The organism is Enterovibrio norvegicus FF-33 (assembly GCF_000286835.2).
GTDB lineage: Bacteria > Pseudomonadota > Gammaproteobacteria > Enterobacterales > Vibrionaceae > Enterovibrio > Enterovibrio norvegicus_A.
Genome location: NZ_AJYD02000038.1, coordinates 335400 through 352962 on the forward strand (window position 1 = coordinate 335400; position 17563 = coordinate 352962).

A 17563-nucleotide genomic window follows, 5' to 3' on the forward strand; every position below is an offset into this window, starting at 1 on the left:
CAAGATATTGACCGTGACAACGATGGCCTAACCAACGACGGTGAGTTGAGAGTGCCTGAAGCTGTATTAGATTGGCCTTTACTCACTGGGAACAGTAACGTCTCCAATGGTCTACTCAATGCCAATGGCGGATCGTGGACTTGGCAGGCTAATTCCTCACGTTTTTCTACCTACGGTTTTGAAGACAACTACCGCCTGAGCTTCAACGTTAAATCGTTGGGGACTTACAACATGATTGGTCTGGGAAACGTTGAGTCCTCCGCCAGCTACACTGATATTGACTATGCCTTCTATATCGTGGGGTCATCGTTAAGCATCTATGAGAATGGGTCGAGTCAGGGAACCTTTGGCACGGTTTCCATTGGAGACACATTGGCGATTGATGTTCTGCAAGGGGTCATTGTTTATCGAAACAACGGCAACATACTCAGAACAACCACCTACAACGGAGGAACGCCAGACTTCTACATTGATACCAGCTTTTACAGTGGTGCATTGAGTTTGGGAGACTTCCAGCTGATCCCGTTGTCACCCATGGCCAGTGTTGCTTTCACCATTGACACCGATGGCGATGGCTACTCAAATGACGTAGATTTGGATAGTGACAATGACACCATTCCAGATGTCATTGAGATTGGCCTGACTGATAACGATGATAACTTACTGGTGGATAACCCTGGCTTCCAAGGACTCATCGCGTTCGCCCCCGACTCAGACAATGACGGCATCCCTAACTATCTAGATTTAGAAAGCCAAAATGCCGCTAATGACGGAACAGCCTTTGACATGAGTGCTAGCAATTTTGCTTCTTTCGATACAAATGGAGATGGCCAATTAAACGGAGAGGATGAGTTTGGCGGAAATGACGCAAACGGAAATGGTGCGGACGATCTGATCGAACCCTCAGGCGCGTCCTTATAGCAAATAGAGAGTTTGCAAATGGCCACGATTCTGTGAATTAAGCAAAGAGGTAAGTCAAATGACTTGCCTCTTTTTCCTTTGACAAATTCAATCAAAAACACCCCTATAAAGTGGCGAATTTTGAAACAATTGCTGATCACTATGTGCGCCAACATTTAACAGATTACATTCACAACGACACCCGTCGAAATAAAATCGTCAAATTCGAAAATTAGACTATTAATATCATGGCGTTACAAATCAACCCCCCAAATAATTCACGTGGTTATCCACAGATTCTGTTGATAGGTTCACGACAGGCCAAATGCAATTTTTTTCATTTAAAACATAATGTTAAGGCAATAAAATCAAAATAATAAATTTTTCTTGACCTGTTGGTAAATTACGATGTCATTACGCCATGAAATAATATGAAAATTATTGGTGCATTAAGAGTGAACAAACAGTATGCACATCACTATGTTACACAAGAGTGTCTGCTTGATAAGCAACTGTGATTTGAGGACTCAAACGGATGGAAAAAGGTAGGAAAGGACGATTCGTTGCATAACATTAAGATCAGATAAACCAGCGGCCCGCCGCTTCAAAAAGCAAACGATCTTCACCAGGGTGAGCAAGTAGAGAAACTCCCATAGGCGTGCCATTGACGTTCAAAAAAGGCAGCGTGAGTTGTGCTAGGCCTGCCACTTCAGCAATGGCATATAAACGGCGTTGATTTAAAAGAAACGTGTCATCAAGAAACATATCGTCAGGCGGTTGCCCAGGTGAAGTTGGAATCATTAACAACTCACCGCTAGAAAAAAAGCCTTGGATGCTGTCACTAAATAGTTCTCTTTTTTTCTTCGTTTCAACAAATTCTTTAAAGCTATTCCCTCGAATACGGCTCAAAAATTCTGCGGTTTCATCTGAAAATTTAGGCTTGTGAACATCAAACCATTGACCATACTGCAGATCAATTTCTCTTCCCAATATCACGGTGTGTATATTATGGGCTTGAGTTAGTGCAAGCTTGCCAAAATTTGGCACATCTTTGCTACGAATCTTCGAATCATTCATCGCCACCTCCCATTCCAGCATCGCTTCAATAGGTAACAATTCTTGAAACAAGGTCGGTGCATATTTTAAAGCCTTGAAACGGACAGCTTTAGGCGGTTTCGTCCAACATTTCTCTGCTATTTGCTGCAGTATAGGGAGCTTTTTGGACATAAAACCAACGGCATCAAATGATGGTGATAGTGCCGAAATGCCTCTCAAATCGATCATACCCTGTGAAGGTCGGTAACCATAGAGATGACAGTAAGACGCGGGAATGAGTACACCACCACAACAATCGTTTCCAATCGCAATGGTGGCTGCACCTTTAGCTACCGCTAGCGCCGCTCCGGATGATGAACCACCAAGACGAGCGTCCGGTGCAATGGGGTTTTTCAATCTCGCAAGGAAAGGATTCTGCCCACTGATACTGGTACCAAAATCATCCATTTGCGCTTTGCCGATAAGACGACAACCTGAATGCATCAAAGCAGAAACCACGCTTGCATCATTTTTAGCGGGTTCATTGCCATCAGACCAATCTGGGACACCTATTCCCGTGACCAGCCCTTTTATGCTAACAGAATCGCTGACGACGAGACGCTGTCGCGTCAGTACACCAGCCGGAATATCCTGCCGTTCAGGCTTTATCGCTGTGAGAAGGTAATTTTCCTCTATCATCGATACTATTGACCTTTTTTCCGTCCAATATTCATAAGGTTATATCTAAACTAAAGATCCTGCTTATTACAGCATCATTTTTTGACATTGATTGACTAATGCAACACGACTCGTTCTGAAAGATTTACTCGTAAACAGCTCTTCATTGATTTCGAGTTTTCGACTTTGCAACCAGCTTTCAGGTGACGAGCCTTGACCATAAGGAATTTTATAAACATGAAAATGTTGATTCTGATGCTGATAAATTAAGTTTGCAGCAACACGAAGTGGCTTTAACTGTTCGTTAAGATATAAGCGAAAATCGCCAGTACAATCATTGACGATGTATGACCCATTGTCGCTGCGAATAGCGATATAGGGTTTATCAGATTCAGTATAGGATGCTAGCGCCCATACACCTGTTTTCTGAGTCAGCTTAAGGAACGGTAAGCTGCTAGTACCGGTGTCATCGTCTTGGGCTTCCAGTGCACCACGTTCTATTTTCTGCACCTCTTTTTCGCTGGGTTTAGCATGAACGACGCGTACTCTAGGTGGTGCAACTTCTGGTGAAGTATCATCAAGCCAGCCAGTAACGAATGACCAATCCAACATTTTCATACCTAAAGCAACGACAACAACAAGCGACGACATCGCCATTGCAGGCAGCCAAAACTTCTGTGCCCAAAGAAGTAATCCCGGTGTCTTCACACCGGATTTTCTATCGAGTTCTGTTTCCATCACCTCGTTGTCGGAAAGCGCGCGTCGTAATTCTCCCGCCAATTTATGCTGTTCGGCAATGGCGCTGTCTTTTTGATTGGAGAGTCTGTTACGCTCTTCTTTAAGTAACACCAACTCCCCCTCCAACTGCGCAATTTTTCTCGAAAAGTCTGCGCCAGATGCGCTACTTGTGTTCGCACCTACGCTTTTGCCTTTTTGTGCCTGACTGAGTTGGACTTTAAGTAACTGATTTAATGCGGTGAGCTCATCTCGCTCTTTCTTTGTCTTGAGCAGTTCTCGCTCTAACGCGCCACCGTCACTGAAACTCGCAGACGCCGGTATAGACAACGCGTTTTCACCGCGTCCTTTAATGGTGTTGTCATAAGCGTGACGCACAAGTTGCATCAGGGCTTTAGACCCACCTTTGTCTGGGTGTACGCGCGTAGAGAGCAGTTTATATCTCTGCTTTACGGTCGATTCAGCGTCACCTGGCTTTGTGCCTAAGAGTTCATTAAACGTCGTCATTTCTTATAGGTTATTTACTAATTGGTTAATTTATAAGATGAAGATTTATCGGCGGAAATAGGGAAAACTTGAATGCAGATGACTCACTAGTTCTCTGCATCTATCACGAGCTCATGTGTATCATAAATAAGATAGTAACCTGTGGTACTTTCTGCCTCACGAATTGTTGACGTTTTGTACTGCATCTCCTTTTAATGTATCAATGTAACCACATCCAGTTAACACACCCTGCCAATTTCACCTTGTTTAAGTTCAAATTCGCCTAAGAGCCTTATTTATCATTGCATTCGTATTTCTGTGATCTATGATGCTTTCGACAATTTGACGTTCCGTTGAAGACAGCAGGAGAGAGATGGCATTGCCATCCGCCGAAGAAGTAAATCTTTCAGGCACCCAATATGTGCATTTGCACGTGGGTATGGACTGTTGTTGGAGGAGCCTCTGGAGAGATCCGTTAAATCGGGCGCCGAAGGAGCAAGCTTGCGTATTCGAGTACATCCACCGTGATATCGAATAACTTCAAGTGAAACTCTCAGGCAAAAGGACAGAGGAGATAACCGCAATAAAGTACCCACTTTACTGCTGCTTTTTGCGGCTATTCTCCTCCTTTTAATCAAAGCCTGCTTTTTCTTACATTTACTCAAGAAAAGTGGATATTAAAGGGGGATAAATGAACTATTCACTACACAACCTACTTGAGATCATCGATAACCTCGTTTGGGGTCCACCACTTTTATTACTGCTAGTTGGCACGGGTGTATATTTCACATTTCGCCTCGGTGCAATCCAGTTTCTTAAACTCCCTTTAGCACTAACGTATCTTTTCACCAAAGAGAAAAACGTAAAAGACAAAGGCGATGTATCCAGTTTTGCCGCATTGTGCACCGCCCTCTCCGCCACCATTGGTACAGGCAACATCGTCGGTGTAGCCACTGCCATCAAACTTGGCGGCCCAGGTGCGCTTTTTTGGATGTGGATGGCAGCCTTATTTGGTATGGCGACAAAATATGCCGAATGTCTACTCGCGGTGAAATACCGTGAACAGGATGCCAACGGTAATATGCTGGGCGGTCCAATGCTTTACCTTGAAAAAGGTGCAGGGCAAAAATGGCTCGCTCGCCTATTTGCATTCTTCACTATCGGTGTGGCGTGTTTCGGTATTGGTACTTTTCCACAAGTGAATGCCATTGTGGACGCGGGACATATCGCATTTAACATTCCCCATGAAGTCACTGCCATTGTGCTGACCTTGTTAGTCGCAGCAGTCACTATCGGTGGCATCAAATCAATTGCCGGCATGGCGAGTAAGATCATCCCAACCATGACGGTCATTTACGTCACGGCGTGTGTGGTGATTTTATTCAATAATGCCAGCGCGATTCCTTCGGCAATGAGTTTGATTGTTAACTCAGCATTTACTGGCGCAGCGGCAACAGGCGGTTTTGTTGGTGCGACCATCATGCTCGCAATTCAGTCGGGTGTGGCGCGAGGGGTATTTTCAAATGAATCAGGCCTTGGCAGTGCGCCTATGGCAGCAGCTTCTGCCCAAACGAACTCCTGTGTTCGTCAAGGTTTGATCTCTATGGTCGGTACTTTCCTTGATACCATTGTGATCTGCTCTATGACGGGTCTTGCTCTGGTTCTAACCGGCGTATGGTCAATGGACATAGAAGGCGCGAGAATGACCACCGAAGCCTTCTCTTTGGGACTTAACCAAAGCTATGGCCCGATGGTAGTCGCCATAGGACTCATGTTCTTTGCCTTTACGACTATTCTGGGCTGGAACTACTACGGCGAGCGCTGCGTGGTGTATTTGTTTGGACAACGCGCAGTGCTGGCTTACAAAATTGTGTTCTTAGCGCTTGTGCTGTCGGGGGCTTTTATTAAGCTGGATATGATTTGGTTAATTGCAGACATTGTTAACGGATTAATGGCAGTGCCTAACTTGATCGGCCTGATCTTACTGCGCCATGTCGTTGCTGATGAAACGAAAGCTTATTTTGATTCCCTGAAGCAAAATCTGAGCGAAGAATCTACACATGTGAATGCATAATTCCGCCCACCAACTCATGATAACTACACAAATAAAAACAGCGCCAGATGGCGCTGTTTTTACTTTAAATCATGATGGAAAAATCAGGCTGATTTAGCATTTAACATGTTAATTAGCCCAAGTTTCCCGAAAATAGCATCATAATGAACGAAGTTAGGAATCCGCGTGTGGTGCTGCACTTTTGTTCCCACCGCAACAAATTCATACCCTAACGTATTCGTCGCCATCTTGTCCCACTCACCATCACCAAAATACACGCGACGGCTAAACACGGCGCCAGTATCTTGCTTGGCGCGAAACGCGGCCAGTGCCATTATCTCACTGCGCGTCATCGCATCCGAGCACGAAGCAAAGCTCACACCACTCACGTCAAAACCTGCGGCTTTGAGCTTCATTCGTGCAGACTCTTCCCAGCCGCCCGTCGCAATAGCGAGCACGACATTTGGATGAGACTTCATATCGTTCACAAATTTAATGGCACCAGGCGTTGCTACCAGTTCATTCGCATTTGACGTGATGTAAGCACGCAGTTTATTCAGAAATAGGCTTTTTACCTCACGAAGAATTCGCATTCTTTCGTGACGCATACCTTGCTGTTCAATCAGTTCTTCTAAAATGCCTACGTCAGTCACATTAGTGAACGCGCCCCAGTCTTCTGTTAACTGCAGACCTAGCACTTCTTCGACGGCTGATCGAAAGCAGTCGGAGTCGAAATCATAACTATCGATGAGCGTACCATCGACATCGAGCATAAACAGGTTCATTCGCGCCTTTCCTCAAATCTTGTCATTACTCTGTTCTCAAGGCTGATTTGATATCGCGCTTGGCTTTCCCCACACAGCAAACTCAACATTGTATTTACAATCGCAATCTCATGGCAACATTATTTGTTGGCTTCTAGAGATAGTAGACCGTCATCAAACTCGACGCACCGTGTATTGAAAACTGGCGAACAGACAAAAGGTTGCGCTTTAATACAGTAAAAATATCCATATGTGTTGAACGATTCCCTATCATCACGAGGAAATCACACTATTTTTTTTCATTTTGACGGAAGAATAGAGGTAGGATGACAAAAAAATTCAGCGCGCCGACAAAAAAACCACATCTTTGCCCTTTCACCTTGGTGTTTCTGATCTGACGAATATGGCTAATTTCCGGTCATTGTCTCTCTAATTGGTTTCATGATCAGAACAGTTTGAACACACAACACACTATACCGTAAAGAGAAGTAAAATTTGTTCCATAAACTCTGCTTGTCAAGACTTGAAGATCACACGATATAGTGGTTTGATCTGCGCCCTTGCCAATCAGAGACACAATATAGTGTCTTTGGCCAAGCTTCGCTCAACAAGTCGGCATTACTCTCGAGGTGCAATTCATAATGGCCAAAACCAAGTCAGCTTCTGAAATCGAACCTACTGGTGTTCTAGCAATTCCATACCAAGATACGTCTATGGAAATCTGGGACAGCAAGTACCGCTTAAAAAGCAAACACGGTGAAGCAATCGATGTCACACTCGATGACACATTCAAGCGTGTTGCTCGTGCACTTGCCGATCTCGAAGAGAAATCGGTACAAGACAAATGGTACCAAGAATTTTTGTGGGCACTTCGTCACGGTGCAATCCCGGCAGGACGCATCACGTCTAACGCTGGCGCTTTCGAGCACAAGCCTGCAACGTCTACCATCAACTGCACGGTAAGTGGCACCATTGAAGATTCAATGGATGACATTCTAGGTAAAGTTCATGAAGCAGGCCTGACCCTAAAAGCGGGTTGTGGTATTGGCTACGATTTCTCTACCTTACGTCCACGTGGCGCGTTTGTATCAGGCGCTGGTGCGTACACATCAGGCCCACTGTCGTTCATGGATATCTACGACAAGATGTGCTTTACCGTGTCGTCTGCAGGTGGTCGTCGTGGCGCACAAATGGGTACCATGGATATTCGTCACCCTGACGTGATGGAATTCATCCGTGCCAAGCGTGAAAATGGCCGTCTGCGTCAATTCAACTTGTCACTACTGATCAACGAAGAATTCATTGAAGCAGTGAAGAACGACGGCGAATGGCAGTTAATCTTCCCTGTCACTGAAAAAGAAGCACGTCAGGATAAAACTGATCTGCACAACGATGCCAATATCGTGTGGGCAGACTGGCCAAGCAGCGAAGGATTTGTTGAAGACGAAATCGGCCGCATTGCGTGCAAGATCTACCGCACCATGCCAGCGCGCAATCTTTGGAACGTCATCATGACGTCAACCTACGACTACGCAGAACCTGGCTTCATTCTGATCGACAAAGTTAACCAGATGAACAACAACTGGTTCTGTGAAGAGATCCGTGCAACGAATCCTTGTGGTGAGCAGCCTCTTCCACCGTATGGTGCGTGCCTACTAGGTTCAGTTAACCTGACCAAATTCGTTCGTGACCCATTCACAGAGAAAGCACGTTTCGATTGGGAAATGTATCGTAAGGTTGTCGCGACTTTCACCCGTATGTTGGACAACGTGGTGGAGATCAACCAACTGCCGTTAGCAAAACAGCGTGAAGAGATCGAAACCAAACGCCGTCACGGTATGGGTTTCCTTGGTTTGGGCTCTACGCTGACGATGCTTCGCCACAAATACGGCAGCGCTGCGTCTATCGCGTTCACTGAGCAAGTTTCTCAGGAAATGGCGATCACCGGTTGGGAACAAGCTGTTGCACTTGCCGAAGAGAAAGGCGTTGCACCTGTGATGGACCAGGAATTCGTTGTTACCGCTAAAATGCTCCGTCTACGCCCAGAGATGGCAACAGACGGCATTAAGATTGGTGACAAGGTGAAAGGCAAAGTTCTTCACGCCAAATACAGCCGTTACATGCAGCAAATTGGCGATATTCGCCCAGATTTAATTGCAAAGCTGGTTGAGAAAGGCGGTCGCTTTACGCACCACAGTTCAATTGCACCAACAGGAACAATTTCACTGTCGCTAGCGAATAACGCGAGTAATGGTATCGAGCCAAGCTTTGCGCATCACTACACGCGTAACGTGATTAAACCGGGTAAGAAATCGAAAGAAAGCGTCGACGTGTATAGCTTTGAGTTGCTGGCCTACCGCGAGATTATCAACACCAAAGCGATGCCATACAGCACCAAAGAAGACGAGCAATTACCTGAGTATTTCATCACCGCCGACGACATTACACCAAGTCAGCACGTAGAAGTTCAGGCTGCTGCGCAACGTTGGATAGACTCTTCAATCTCGAAAACCGCCAATGTGCCAACCGACTTCCCGTTTGAAGACTTCAAGAACATCTACATGGATGCGTATGATAAAGGTCTGAAAGGCTGTACGACCTTCCGCTTCAACCCAGAAGTGTTCCAAGGTGTATTGGTGAAAGATGAAGATCTTGAGAAAACCACGTACGTGTTTACGCTGGAAGACGGCTCTACCTTCGAAGCCAAAGGCAACGAGAAGATTGAGTACGACGGCGAGATTCACTCAGCAGCAAACCTTTACGATGCGCTGAAAGAAGGCTACTACGGTAAGTTTTAATCCTATCCCCGAGTAACCTCAAGATACTCGGGGATACACATTGTCAGGATGGCTTGCGATCAAGCTGTCCACTCTGAAGAAGTAATTCGTTATGACACGTAAAATCGAAAGCAAAATTGTTTCTTATAAAGTAAAAAGCAAAGACGTCGTTCAAGAATCACCGGTTAAATTGGTAGAAGACGTCGCGCCAGTGCTAGAAACCATGCATGAAGAAATGCCACGTCCAGAGGTTTTGCTGGGTACCACCTACAAGCTGAAAACCCCTGAGCACGTTTCTGAGCATTCTCTGTTCATCACCATCAACGATGTCGTGTTGAACGAAGGCACCGATCATGCAATGCGTCAGCCATTTGAGATTTTCATCAACAGTAAGAGCCTTGAGCATTACCAGTGGATTGTGGCGTTAACGCGCATTATCTCTGCCGTATTCCGTAAAGGTGGCGATTGCACATTCTTGGTTGAAGAGCTTCGCTCAGTGTTCGATCCAAAAGGCGGTTACTGGAATAAAGGCAAATATGTGCCTTCGTTGATTGCAGAAATCGGCAACGTTATTGAACAACATCTGATGCAAATCGGCATGCTGGATAATCCAGAAATGGATGAACACCAAAAAGCATTCCTTGAAGCGAAGCGTGCTGAAAACACAGCGAAAGTGGAACCAAAAGCAGAAGAAGAAGTGAACACAGGCTTCCCGCCAAGTGCGACGCTTTGCTATAAGTGCCACAACAAAGCGGTTGTTGTAAAAGACGGCTGCCAGACTTGCCTAAACTGCGGCGATTCTAAGTGCGGTTAAACGCATAATTGCTCGAGAAGGGCTTCCTGTAGGAAGCCTTTTTTATAGGTTCACATTCAGCAAGCGTTATCTCATTCAATATTTTCGAACACTACCCCCAGATTTTTCCGCTTTTTTGCCTGCTATCCTTTCTCTATAGTTGTTATCACAATAAGACACAGTAAACACGAATATTAATAGGGCATGAAATGGCAAATGTACTGGTTCTAAAATCGAGCATTCTTGGCGAGTATTCTTCTTCAACAACATTGATTGATGGAATGGTTGACCAACTTGGCCGCGACAATTTCATTATCGAGCGTGATTTGGCCGCGCACCCCGTTCCCGTGCTGGATGGTGAACTTGCGACAGGTTTACGTGGAGCGAAAAACCCCACTCAGAAACAGCAAGATGCGCTAGCGCTGTCGGACCAATTAATTAACGAAATCCAAGCCAGTGATACGTTGGTTATCGCTGCGCCAATGTACAACTTTTCCATTCCAACACAGCTAAAAAACTGGTTCGATTTTATTGCACGTGCGGGAGTGACATTTGCATATACAGAGCAAGGCCCGCAAGGTCTATTGACTGGCAAGAAAGCCATCATAGTGACAACGCGAGGCGGCATTCACAAAGACACTGAAAACGACCATGTCGTCGGCTACCTCAAAACGGTACTTAGCTTTGTTGGTATTACCGACATTGAATTTGTTTACAGCGAAGCCTTAGCAATGGGTGATGAACCTGCCAAGGCTTCAATGGAGCAAGCTGCAAAAGACTTACTAGGCTTAGTTTCCTAGCCCGCGCGTCCAATTCATTGCAAATATATTGCCAACATCAAACGCGAGAAGTAGCCAACACTTGGTCACGTTTCGCGCTTTGATTTTCTTTATTTGGGCTCCCTGAGCCCCCTTTTTTTACCTTATCCCCGAGCAACCTCTCAGCCTTGTTTATCTCCCATTTTCTTTTGTCCTTAAATCCCGTTTTATAAGCCATCAGCGAATTCATACTGTTGGAGTCATAAATGATTAAAAGCAATCCATTTTCAGATAAAGATCCCGATCGCGCAGAAATTTGGGACATGCTCGTCGCCAAAGATATTCAGGCTTACACCCAAGCGAATTGGTCAATGGTGGAAAACGACTTTCTGGAGCATGAATTTTTTGCCGTGAATGCAGGATTCGATCAAGACCCGGGGAAATGGAACTTGGCATTTTCACGTTTCGGAGATTACCGAGACTCATGGTTAGAAGCTGCGCGTGCAAGTCTTGATACGAAATACGCAGAGCCTCTAGAAGACGCTATTCATAAGCTCACCACGCTTGAACAAATCGAAGTAAAAGACGGCAAAGCCATCGCGCGTAAGCAGTTTGATGGCACCATTCAGGTTGTCGGCAAAGAACCTGAGGTGCTGAAGTGGCAAACGCTGTATTACCTGAAGCAAACCGAATCAGGCTGGAAAATTGTAGGCTTCACGGGTTACCTTCCCTACACTGCCTAAATACCAAACATAAAGAAGCGGGCTCTAAAGCCCGCTTTTTTGTTCATCAGATTGACCATCGCATACATTCCAACGCGTAGGTGCCAGCTTCTTAGTTTAGAAGTCCATCTGCAAGTAAATCGTGTTGTAGTTACTGCCACCTTTGATTCGACCAAACTGGCTCGCTTTCTCAAAAATCGCCGAACGGTGATGAATTGAATAACCCAACCACAGATTGTTCAATTTCTTCTGACCAATCAAATCACCGACATTCACATCAACAGAAAGATCAATGTAGTTGAGCAAATGGCTTGGCTCATAACCTTTGCGCTCCATTTCAGAGCTTTCTACATAGGTGATGTTATTGACGTATGACAAACCTTCTGCCGCACCGATTCGCCATTCTGTTGGCCAATCGAACGTGTAATAGGCCTTAATCGCCATCACAAACTCGGCTGACGAGGCTTGTACCTCAGAACTCCAGTGCCAAACAACGCCAGGCGTCAAGTAAATATCCAGTGGGACGCCAAACAGAGAGTCAGTCAACGGATGCCCATAAAACACCGAGGTTAACGTATTACCATAGGGGTCTTTTTCCGTACCACCTGCAATGATCTCACCAATGTTAGAAGGCGTTGCCCAACCATACGCTAATCGCCAATATGGACGAGTCGAAATCTCTCGTTCGCCATCGCGTTTGTGATCATTGAAGAAACCGAAACCAGCGAAAACCTCCCCTTGCCAATTCTTGTCGATGGTAGCCGCATGGCGAACATTCTTATCAAAATACGTCGCGTATGCCGCCCCGACGAGATAAAGATTGGAATAGACGTGGTAACGCCCTTTCATGCCCGCTTTGAGATCAACGCCAGCTCCAATGTGTACCCCTTCATTTCGGTATTCTGACAACCCGTAATAGAAGCTATTGAAGTCTGCATCTTTGTAACGCGCCGAAACCGTCGCGTCGAGGTCAAAATCCTCTGTATGAATTGTTTTACCGAGCGTGGCAACACTGTGGAAACGATAATCTTTATCCGATAACACATCGAGATCTGCATACCAGCCATCACCAAGTTGGCGTTTTAGTTGGAAACCAAAGTCGCCGGTATCACCGCCGATATCGTTCTGTACGGCCGTCGGCAAATCAATAAATCGCATGCGAAGGATAGCATTGACCCGCCACTCATCTTCTTCCCAAAGACGGATGCCGCCTTCTGTTCCATTGATGAAAAACGCTTCATCTTGGTAGAACATCATAGGGACGAAGCTGGAGACATTCGCGCTGCCACCTTCGGCGTAAGGAACACCAGCAGAACGTAACGTGGCGGCTATGCCCCAGTTTTCGCTTCGCTTAAGGCGCAGTGTTTCGACAGTATCGACGTCAGGCTTCTTTGTCTCTATCGCCACATCGAGACGAGTTTCAGTGGTATCTGTGGCGTCAACAACTTCAGCCCAACACACAGGGGTTAATAAGGTTGCTACTAAAGCGAGGTATTTGGGAGTATTCAACATTAAAGACGCGGTTTATTAGTTCATATTGCGACCAGTTTAACTTAAGGACAAGTAACTGTGTGATTTTAAAGATAAGAATAAGCAAAATTATGGTTGATTCCCTTCGGGTCAAGGCTAGCAAAACTCATCATTTCACTTGCCCTAACCCGAACAGGAGAAGGCATCAACGTTCGCGCGCCGTCAACACAAACAAGTCAACATGTCCCAGCAAGGAAGGGTTAATAGGCCGGATCGGGTTTGCGTTGTGCCAAACGGCATGATCGTCGAGCAGCGCCACATCTCCGTCGTTCATTGCCAGCGAAAAGAACGGCTGCTCGGCTTTGTCTTTGTACACCAAAATTTCCCCGCCTTGCACGTTTTTCCGATGAATTGCCGCTATCGCAATATGATCAAAGCCATCCTGATGCACTCCTTCTGGCGACACGGGAGTGATGTCATTTAGGGTAATCACTCTCATTTGATGGATCTCGATGTCCTGCTGATCGTCCAGTTCATTGTTGTCTTTAAACAATCGACAAAGCTCAAAGAACCCTTCCGAATGAAGAACATTCGGCGACAAGTCTTCAAAATGGCGAACAACACCACCTTGGTGTTGGTTAATGGATCGGCTTTGCACAAAGGTGTGTTGGGGCATTTGGCGGACAGCGCCAGCATCACACTGCACGATGGAATAGCGTCTTAATCTGTATTGACCATCGGCGTGTGCGGTAGTTGGCAAATGGTCAAACGTCGGTTCGAGTTCTTGTACTGCTAGGTCGCTGATATGACATAGCTGCATAAGATAATCTGGATGATACATGTTACGTCCTCCATATCGATCTCTTAACGAGCATCTCTGGGTAAGAAACACACGATAACTGTCATTACATTAAGTTAACGTCACCACATCAATTTTGACAAACATTCACAGAGTGATTAATTAATCGATATGGGATATACGCACAGATAAACTATACATATTACAAATGCCAGAATAATAATTTGCATAATTTGATCTGCGCCTCGTGTAAAAACACAGATTGAGAACTTCACCTCGAACCTCGCCCTTCCATTCAGCTAACATTCATCTTCAGTCGATATGATGAAGTTGTAGTCACTCACAGGACGCTAACCGAGTGACCCTCAACCAACAGAGGTATTTAGATGGGAAGAATGTTTAAAGCGCTGATTATCGTTCCAATTCTGGTGATTCGTGTGCCGGCTTATGCTGAGCAACTCGACGTAAAAGTACCCGAAAATAGCCAGAGCATTTCTTATCAGCAGCCACAAGCCGGTCACGAAGCGAGCCTTTCAGAGCTGTTTTCTATTCCTTCATTCCGCGCCCAAGCCATCGCACAACCACATGCCGATTTAACCAAGCTTTATGCCTCAGCCCCAGCTGCTCAGGCAGAACTAGAACAACTTGCCAGCGATATTGCCAAACAAAGTAACGGCAACGTGTTATCCGCTGGATTGAAAGGACTGGAGCGCGCAACCGAAAAGGTCAATAAAGAACTCGATGGTGATGTATCACGCCTCACTGACCTTGTTCGAATCACTGTGGAAACGGACTCAATAGAAGATTTGAATATCGCTTATGAGCAATTAGCCGCGTCAGCGAAAACAATGGAAGTCATCAATCGTTTCCATACTCCTCGCCCGTCTGGATATCGAGATATTAAAGTCTTGGTTGCTTTGCCAGAAAGCAAAATGATTGCTGAAGTTCAACTTCACTTAAAAGCCATTTCTGGGGTTAAAAATGGTAAGGAACATGAGAACTACGAGCAGATACAAACCATCGAGCGCAGTGCGACGTTGAATGCTCGCGATTTGAGCCAATATGAAGTGGCAAAAATTGAAAAGCTACGAAAAGAGTCTCGTGCCTTGTATGACCATGCATGGCAAGGTTATGAACCGTACGGTATTGCCATTTAGTGCATTTCAAATACTTTAAGGGCGCACTTTGCGCCCTTAAACTGTTCATTAACCCCGCCGCGTCACTAGAGCCCACTAGCCTCAAACACTTTCGATCCATCCAGATAATCGCTTGGCTTGCACGTAAGCATTAAAGCTATCAACGACTCGCTTGTGAGCGTGGTAGCCCATTTTTAGCCGCTCTTGAAAAGTAAGCCGAGCAAACTGAGCCAAGCTGGTAGCTAACTGTTGTACATTTTGCTCATCCACTAAATAGCCTGTTTCTGGAGTGACGATTTCTTTACAGCCCATGATATTGGTCGTAATGACGGGCGTCCCCACCGCCATTGCTTCTTTAAGAACCAACGGCCCTGTATCAACACATCCTGTTTTGGAAAAGCAGAACGGTGCCACTAAGCAATCGTAGTCAGCCAAATGTTCTTTCACCCAATCATGAGGTTTTGCGCCGAGAAAAGTTACACGCTTAGAAAGTCCGTGCTCGCTGACCTGCTTAATTAGGTCTTCCTCCATATCGCCAGTGCCTACAATATCCAGTTGAAACTCAACCCGATCTTTCAAGGACGCTAACGCCTCTATGAGGTGATGCACACCTTTTTGTTCAACCAAACGCCCCAAGAACACAAGACGAAGGTGAGAAGAGGGCTGCTTCCCGCGAAGGATAAATTTATCTGTTGTCACACCACAATGGAGTAATTTGACGTTACCGCGCGCCACGTTATCAAAGTCATTGAGCATGTCTTGGCAGACTGCGACAACGAAATCACTCGCTTCGATTTTGTTCTTAATATCAAATGCTGCCTCGTACACATCGTGTCCATGTGCCACAAACGAACAACTGATATTAAGCAGTCTCGCTGCAACAATAGCGTGTGCAGCGGTATGTTGAGCAAAATGGGCATGCACATGATCCACTTTTTTCTCCGCCAATTGCATTGCAAGTTTAAGGCCATAGTAGAACAGTGAACGCTTAGGCAAACCAACTTGACCATAGACGAAATGCATAGCCTTGAGCAGTCCCCGTTGAGAAATCTGAGTCCAAAGATTCCAGTCAACATCTTGCGCAATTTCTGCCAAGTCGTAGTCAAAACGCTGCTCACTTTTATTGATATCAAAGGCAAACACCATAACCTCATGACCACATGCTTTAATGGACTCAACTTCGGTTTGAATAAAAGTTTCGCTCAGGACAGGATACGTAGGGGCGATAAAGGCGACTTTTTTCATTGGGACACGCTCAGGCTGCTGCTTTTTTATGTGTATTCAGCCAATAGCAAATAAAGTGCCAACTAAAGTTAGTGATATTTATTAATCAGTTAGCGTTAATAGAAGCTAACAACACTACGAAACCTGCATCGTTTTGTCAGTTTGACATTCAATATGCATCTTTTCGCCCGTACTAGGTACGCGCCCCTATCGCCCTTCTATAAAAATACTTATAAGTCAACAGCTTGAAATAATGGCACATTCTGTGCTGTTGTTGAGTTTCGTCTGGCCATAGGAGCACATCATGGACAAGGTTTCGGTTATCACCCCCTCACACAACTGTTTGCCATTTTTACCCAAAGCAATGGAAAGTGTGCTCAATCAAACGCACAAGAATCTTGAACTGCTGATCATTAATGACAACAGCAGTGACGATACAGAGGAGTACCTCACCACTATTACAGATAGCCGGATACGCGTATTCCATACCGCAGTTGGCAGTGCGGCCAAAGCACGCAACATCGGGCTTAGGCATGCTAAGGGCGATTACATCGCTTTTCTCGATGCAGACGACTATTGGTACCCCGATAAATTGGCACTGCAACTGAACTTACACAAACTCCACCCAGATATCGCGTTAAGTTTCACTAATTACGAACATGTTGATGAAGAGCTTCAGCCGATTGTCGATTGCTTTGCTTACTGGGGCCATTATCAACAGGCAAGTGGCCAAGCCTTTCGGATTGACAGAGCGCTTGAGACGATTCTTATCAATAACATCATTGGTACATCAACCGTGATACTGAATCGCCACCAACTTGCACACCCCATTTGGTTTGATGACTCATTAAGCTTTGGCGAAGACTGGGATCTCTGGCTTCGCATTTGTGAGCAGCACCCTATTGGTGTGCTCAGCTCGGTGCAAACCGCTTACCTGATGCGGCAAAACTCTCTAACCCAAACCCAAAATCGCAAACTCGATAATTTGCGACATATAGAGAGGATATTTGACCAATATTGCCGAAAACATCTACACAGTGAGGTTTCGTCTCAAGGGCTTACTAAAGGTAAAGCTCGCTTGCTTGAAGGCTATGCAGACTATTATCGCAGCAGACATCAGTACGCTAAAGCCATCTGGCTTGGACTAAACTCGCTTCGTCTTGATATGCACAAACGCCGTGTTCGCAGTCTGTTGGGTGATTGCAGAAGTGTACTCAAAATTGCTTGGTAAAC

At 45.5% G+C, this 17563-nt stretch carries 13 protein-coding genes, 1 pseudogene and 1 riboswitch; of the genes and pseudogenes, 8 read left to right on the top strand and 6 right to left on the bottom strand.

Going from position 1 to position 17563, the window contains the following annotated elements:
• Positions 1-921 (top strand): annotated as a pseudogene (locus A1OO_RS09775) (hypothetical protein); the annotation flags it as partial.
• 558 nt (positions 922-1479) lie between these two features.
• Here the strand turns inward: A1OO_RS09775 and A1OO_RS09780 are convergent.
• Positions 1480-2634: an amidase family protein gene (locus tag A1OO_RS09780; RefSeq protein ID WP_017002905.1), complete on the bottom strand. Its 1155-nt coding sequence runs from the start codon at positions 2632-2634 to the stop codon at positions 1480-1482.
• 66 nt (positions 2635-2700) lie between these two features.
• Positions 2701-3855 (bottom strand): hypothetical protein, encoded by a 1155-nt coding sequence (locus A1OO_RS09785; RefSeq protein ID WP_017002906.1) that lies wholly within the window; start codon positions 3853-3855, stop codon positions 2701-2703.
• 431 nt (positions 3856-4286) lie between these two features.
• A riboswitch (glycine riboswitch) is annotated at positions 4287-4413 on the top strand.
• Positions 4414-4525: 112 nt separating this feature from the next.
• On the opposite strand from A1OO_RS09785, the gene A1OO_RS09790 reads away from it, so the two are divergent.
• Entirely contained in the window at positions 4526-5908 is a 1383-nt protein-coding gene (locus A1OO_RS09790; RefSeq protein WP_017002908.1) for an alanine/glycine:cation symporter family protein, read from the top strand.
• A gap of 83 nt (positions 5909-5991) precedes the next feature.
• Here A1OO_RS09790 and A1OO_RS09795 read toward each other — a convergent pair whose 3' ends face one another.
• Positions 5992-6672: an HAD family hydrolase gene (locus A1OO_RS09795; RefSeq protein WP_016962282.1), complete on the bottom strand. Its 681-nt coding sequence runs from the start codon at positions 6670-6672 to the stop codon at positions 5992-5994.
• 620 nt (positions 6673-7292) lie between these two features.
• On the opposite strand from A1OO_RS09795, the gene A1OO_RS09800 reads away from it, so the two are divergent.
• The 4 genes from A1OO_RS09800 (at position 7293) to A1OO_RS09815 (ending at position 11722) form a co-directional block, all read left to right on the top strand.
• The gene (locus A1OO_RS09800) at positions 7293-9449 is read left to right on the top strand and encodes an adenosylcobalamin-dependent ribonucleoside-diphosphate reductase (RefSeq protein ID WP_017002909.1); all 2157 of its coding nucleotides are present in this window, start codon (positions 7293-7295) and stop codon (positions 9447-9449) included.
• Positions 9450-9540: 91 nt separating this feature from the next.
• Positions 9541-10242, top strand: coding sequence for an NrdJb (locus tag A1OO_RS09805; protein WP_016962286.1), 702 nt, complete (start codon positions 9541-9543; stop codon positions 10240-10242).
• Positions 10243-10430: 188 nt separating this feature from the next.
• On the top strand, positions 10431-11021 hold the full coding sequence (locus A1OO_RS09810; RefSeq protein WP_017002910.1) for an FMN-dependent NADH-azoreductase: 591 nt from the start codon (positions 10431-10433) through the stop codon (positions 11019-11021).
• A 224-nt stretch (positions 11022-11245) separates the two neighbouring features.
• Positions 11246-11722: a hypothetical protein gene (locus A1OO_RS09815; RefSeq protein ID WP_017002912.1), complete on the top strand. Its 477-nt coding sequence runs from the start codon at positions 11246-11248 to the stop codon at positions 11720-11722.
• 96 nt (positions 11723-11818) lie between these two features.
• Here the strand turns inward: A1OO_RS09815 and A1OO_RS09820 are convergent, their stop codons facing one another.
• Together A1OO_RS09820 and A1OO_RS09825 are read right to left on the bottom strand one after the other, a co-directional pair.
• Positions 11819-13213 carry a MipA/OmpV family protein gene (locus A1OO_RS09820; RefSeq protein ID WP_017002913.1) on the bottom strand — a complete coding sequence of 465 codons (1395 nt, stop codon included), beginning with the start codon at positions 13211-13213 and terminating at the stop codon, positions 11819-11821.
• Positions 13214-13376: 163 nt separating this feature from the next.
• Positions 13377-14012: a 2OG-Fe dioxygenase family protein gene (locus A1OO_RS09825; RefSeq protein ID WP_016962294.1), complete on the bottom strand. Its 636-nt coding sequence runs from the start codon at positions 14010-14012 to the stop codon at positions 13377-13379.
• 344 nt (positions 14013-14356) lie between these two features.
• On the opposite strand from A1OO_RS09825, the gene A1OO_RS09830 reads away from it, so the two are divergent.
• Positions 14357-15127, top strand: coding sequence for a hypothetical protein (locus A1OO_RS09830; RefSeq protein ID WP_026023797.1), 771 nt, complete (start codon positions 14357-14359; stop codon positions 15125-15127).
• A gap of 81 nt (positions 15128-15208) precedes the next feature.
• On the opposite strand, the gene A1OO_RS09835 is transcribed toward A1OO_RS09830, so the two are convergent.
• Complete coding sequence (locus A1OO_RS09835; RefSeq protein ID WP_017002914.1) at positions 15209-16351, bottom strand: glycosyltransferase family 4 protein; 1143 nt, start codon at positions 16349-16351, stop codon at positions 15209-15211.
• A gap of 283 nt (positions 16352-16634) precedes the next feature.
• Here A1OO_RS09835 and A1OO_RS09840 point away from each other — a divergent pair, with 283 nt between their 5' ends.
• Positions 16635-17561, top strand: a complete 927-nt coding sequence (locus A1OO_RS09840) for a glycosyltransferase family 2 protein (RefSeq protein WP_017002915.1) — start codon at positions 16635-16637, stop codon at positions 17559-17561.
• Positions 17562-17563 lie beyond the last annotated feature (2 nt).

What these genes read in the sequence shown, in the direction of transcription:
- A1OO_RS09780 (WP_017002905.1), bottom strand. Translation starts at nt 2,634, where the DNA reads ATGATAGAGGAAAATTACCTTCTCACAGCGATAAAGCCTGAACGGCAG.
- A1OO_RS09785 (WP_017002906.1), bottom strand. Translation starts at nt 3,855, where the DNA reads ATGACGACGTTTAATGAACTCTTAGGCACAAAGCCAGGTGACGCTGAA.
- A1OO_RS09790 (WP_017002908.1), top strand. Translation starts at nt 4,526, where the DNA reads ATGAACTATTCACTACACAACCTACTTGAGATCATCGATAACCTCGTT.
- A1OO_RS09795 (WP_016962282.1), bottom strand. Translation starts at nt 6,672, where the DNA reads ATGAACCTGTTTATGCTCGATGTCGATGGTACGCTCATCGATAGTTAT.
- A1OO_RS09800 (WP_017002909.1), top strand. Translation starts at nt 7,293, where the DNA reads ATGGCCAAAACCAAGTCAGCTTCTGAAATCGAACCTACTGGTGTTCTA.
- A1OO_RS09805 (WP_016962286.1), top strand. Translation starts at nt 9,541, where the DNA reads ATGACACGTAAAATCGAAAGCAAAATTGTTTCTTATAAAGTAAAAAGC.
- A1OO_RS09810 (WP_017002910.1), top strand. Translation starts at nt 10,431, where the DNA reads ATGGCAAATGTACTGGTTCTAAAATCGAGCATTCTTGGCGAGTATTCT.
- A1OO_RS09815 (WP_017002912.1), top strand. Translation starts at nt 11,246, where the DNA reads ATGATTAAAAGCAATCCATTTTCAGATAAAGATCCCGATCGCGCAGAA.
- A1OO_RS09820 (WP_017002913.1), bottom strand. Translation starts at nt 13,213, where the DNA reads ATGTTGAATACTCCCAAATACCTCGCTTTAGTAGCAACCTTATTAACC.
- A1OO_RS09825 (WP_016962294.1), bottom strand. Translation starts at nt 14,012, where the DNA reads ATGTATCATCCAGATTATCTTATGCAGCTATGTCATATCAGCGACCTA.
- A1OO_RS09830 (WP_026023797.1), top strand. Translation starts at nt 14,357, where the DNA reads ATGGGAAGAATGTTTAAAGCGCTGATTATCGTTCCAATTCTGGTGATT.
- A1OO_RS09835 (WP_017002914.1), bottom strand. Translation starts at nt 16,351, where the DNA reads ATGAAAAAAGTCGCCTTTATCGCCCCTACGTATCCTGTCCTGAGCGAA.
- A1OO_RS09840 (WP_017002915.1), top strand. Translation starts at nt 16,635, where the DNA reads ATGGACAAGGTTTCGGTTATCACCCCCTCACACAACTGTTTGCCATTT.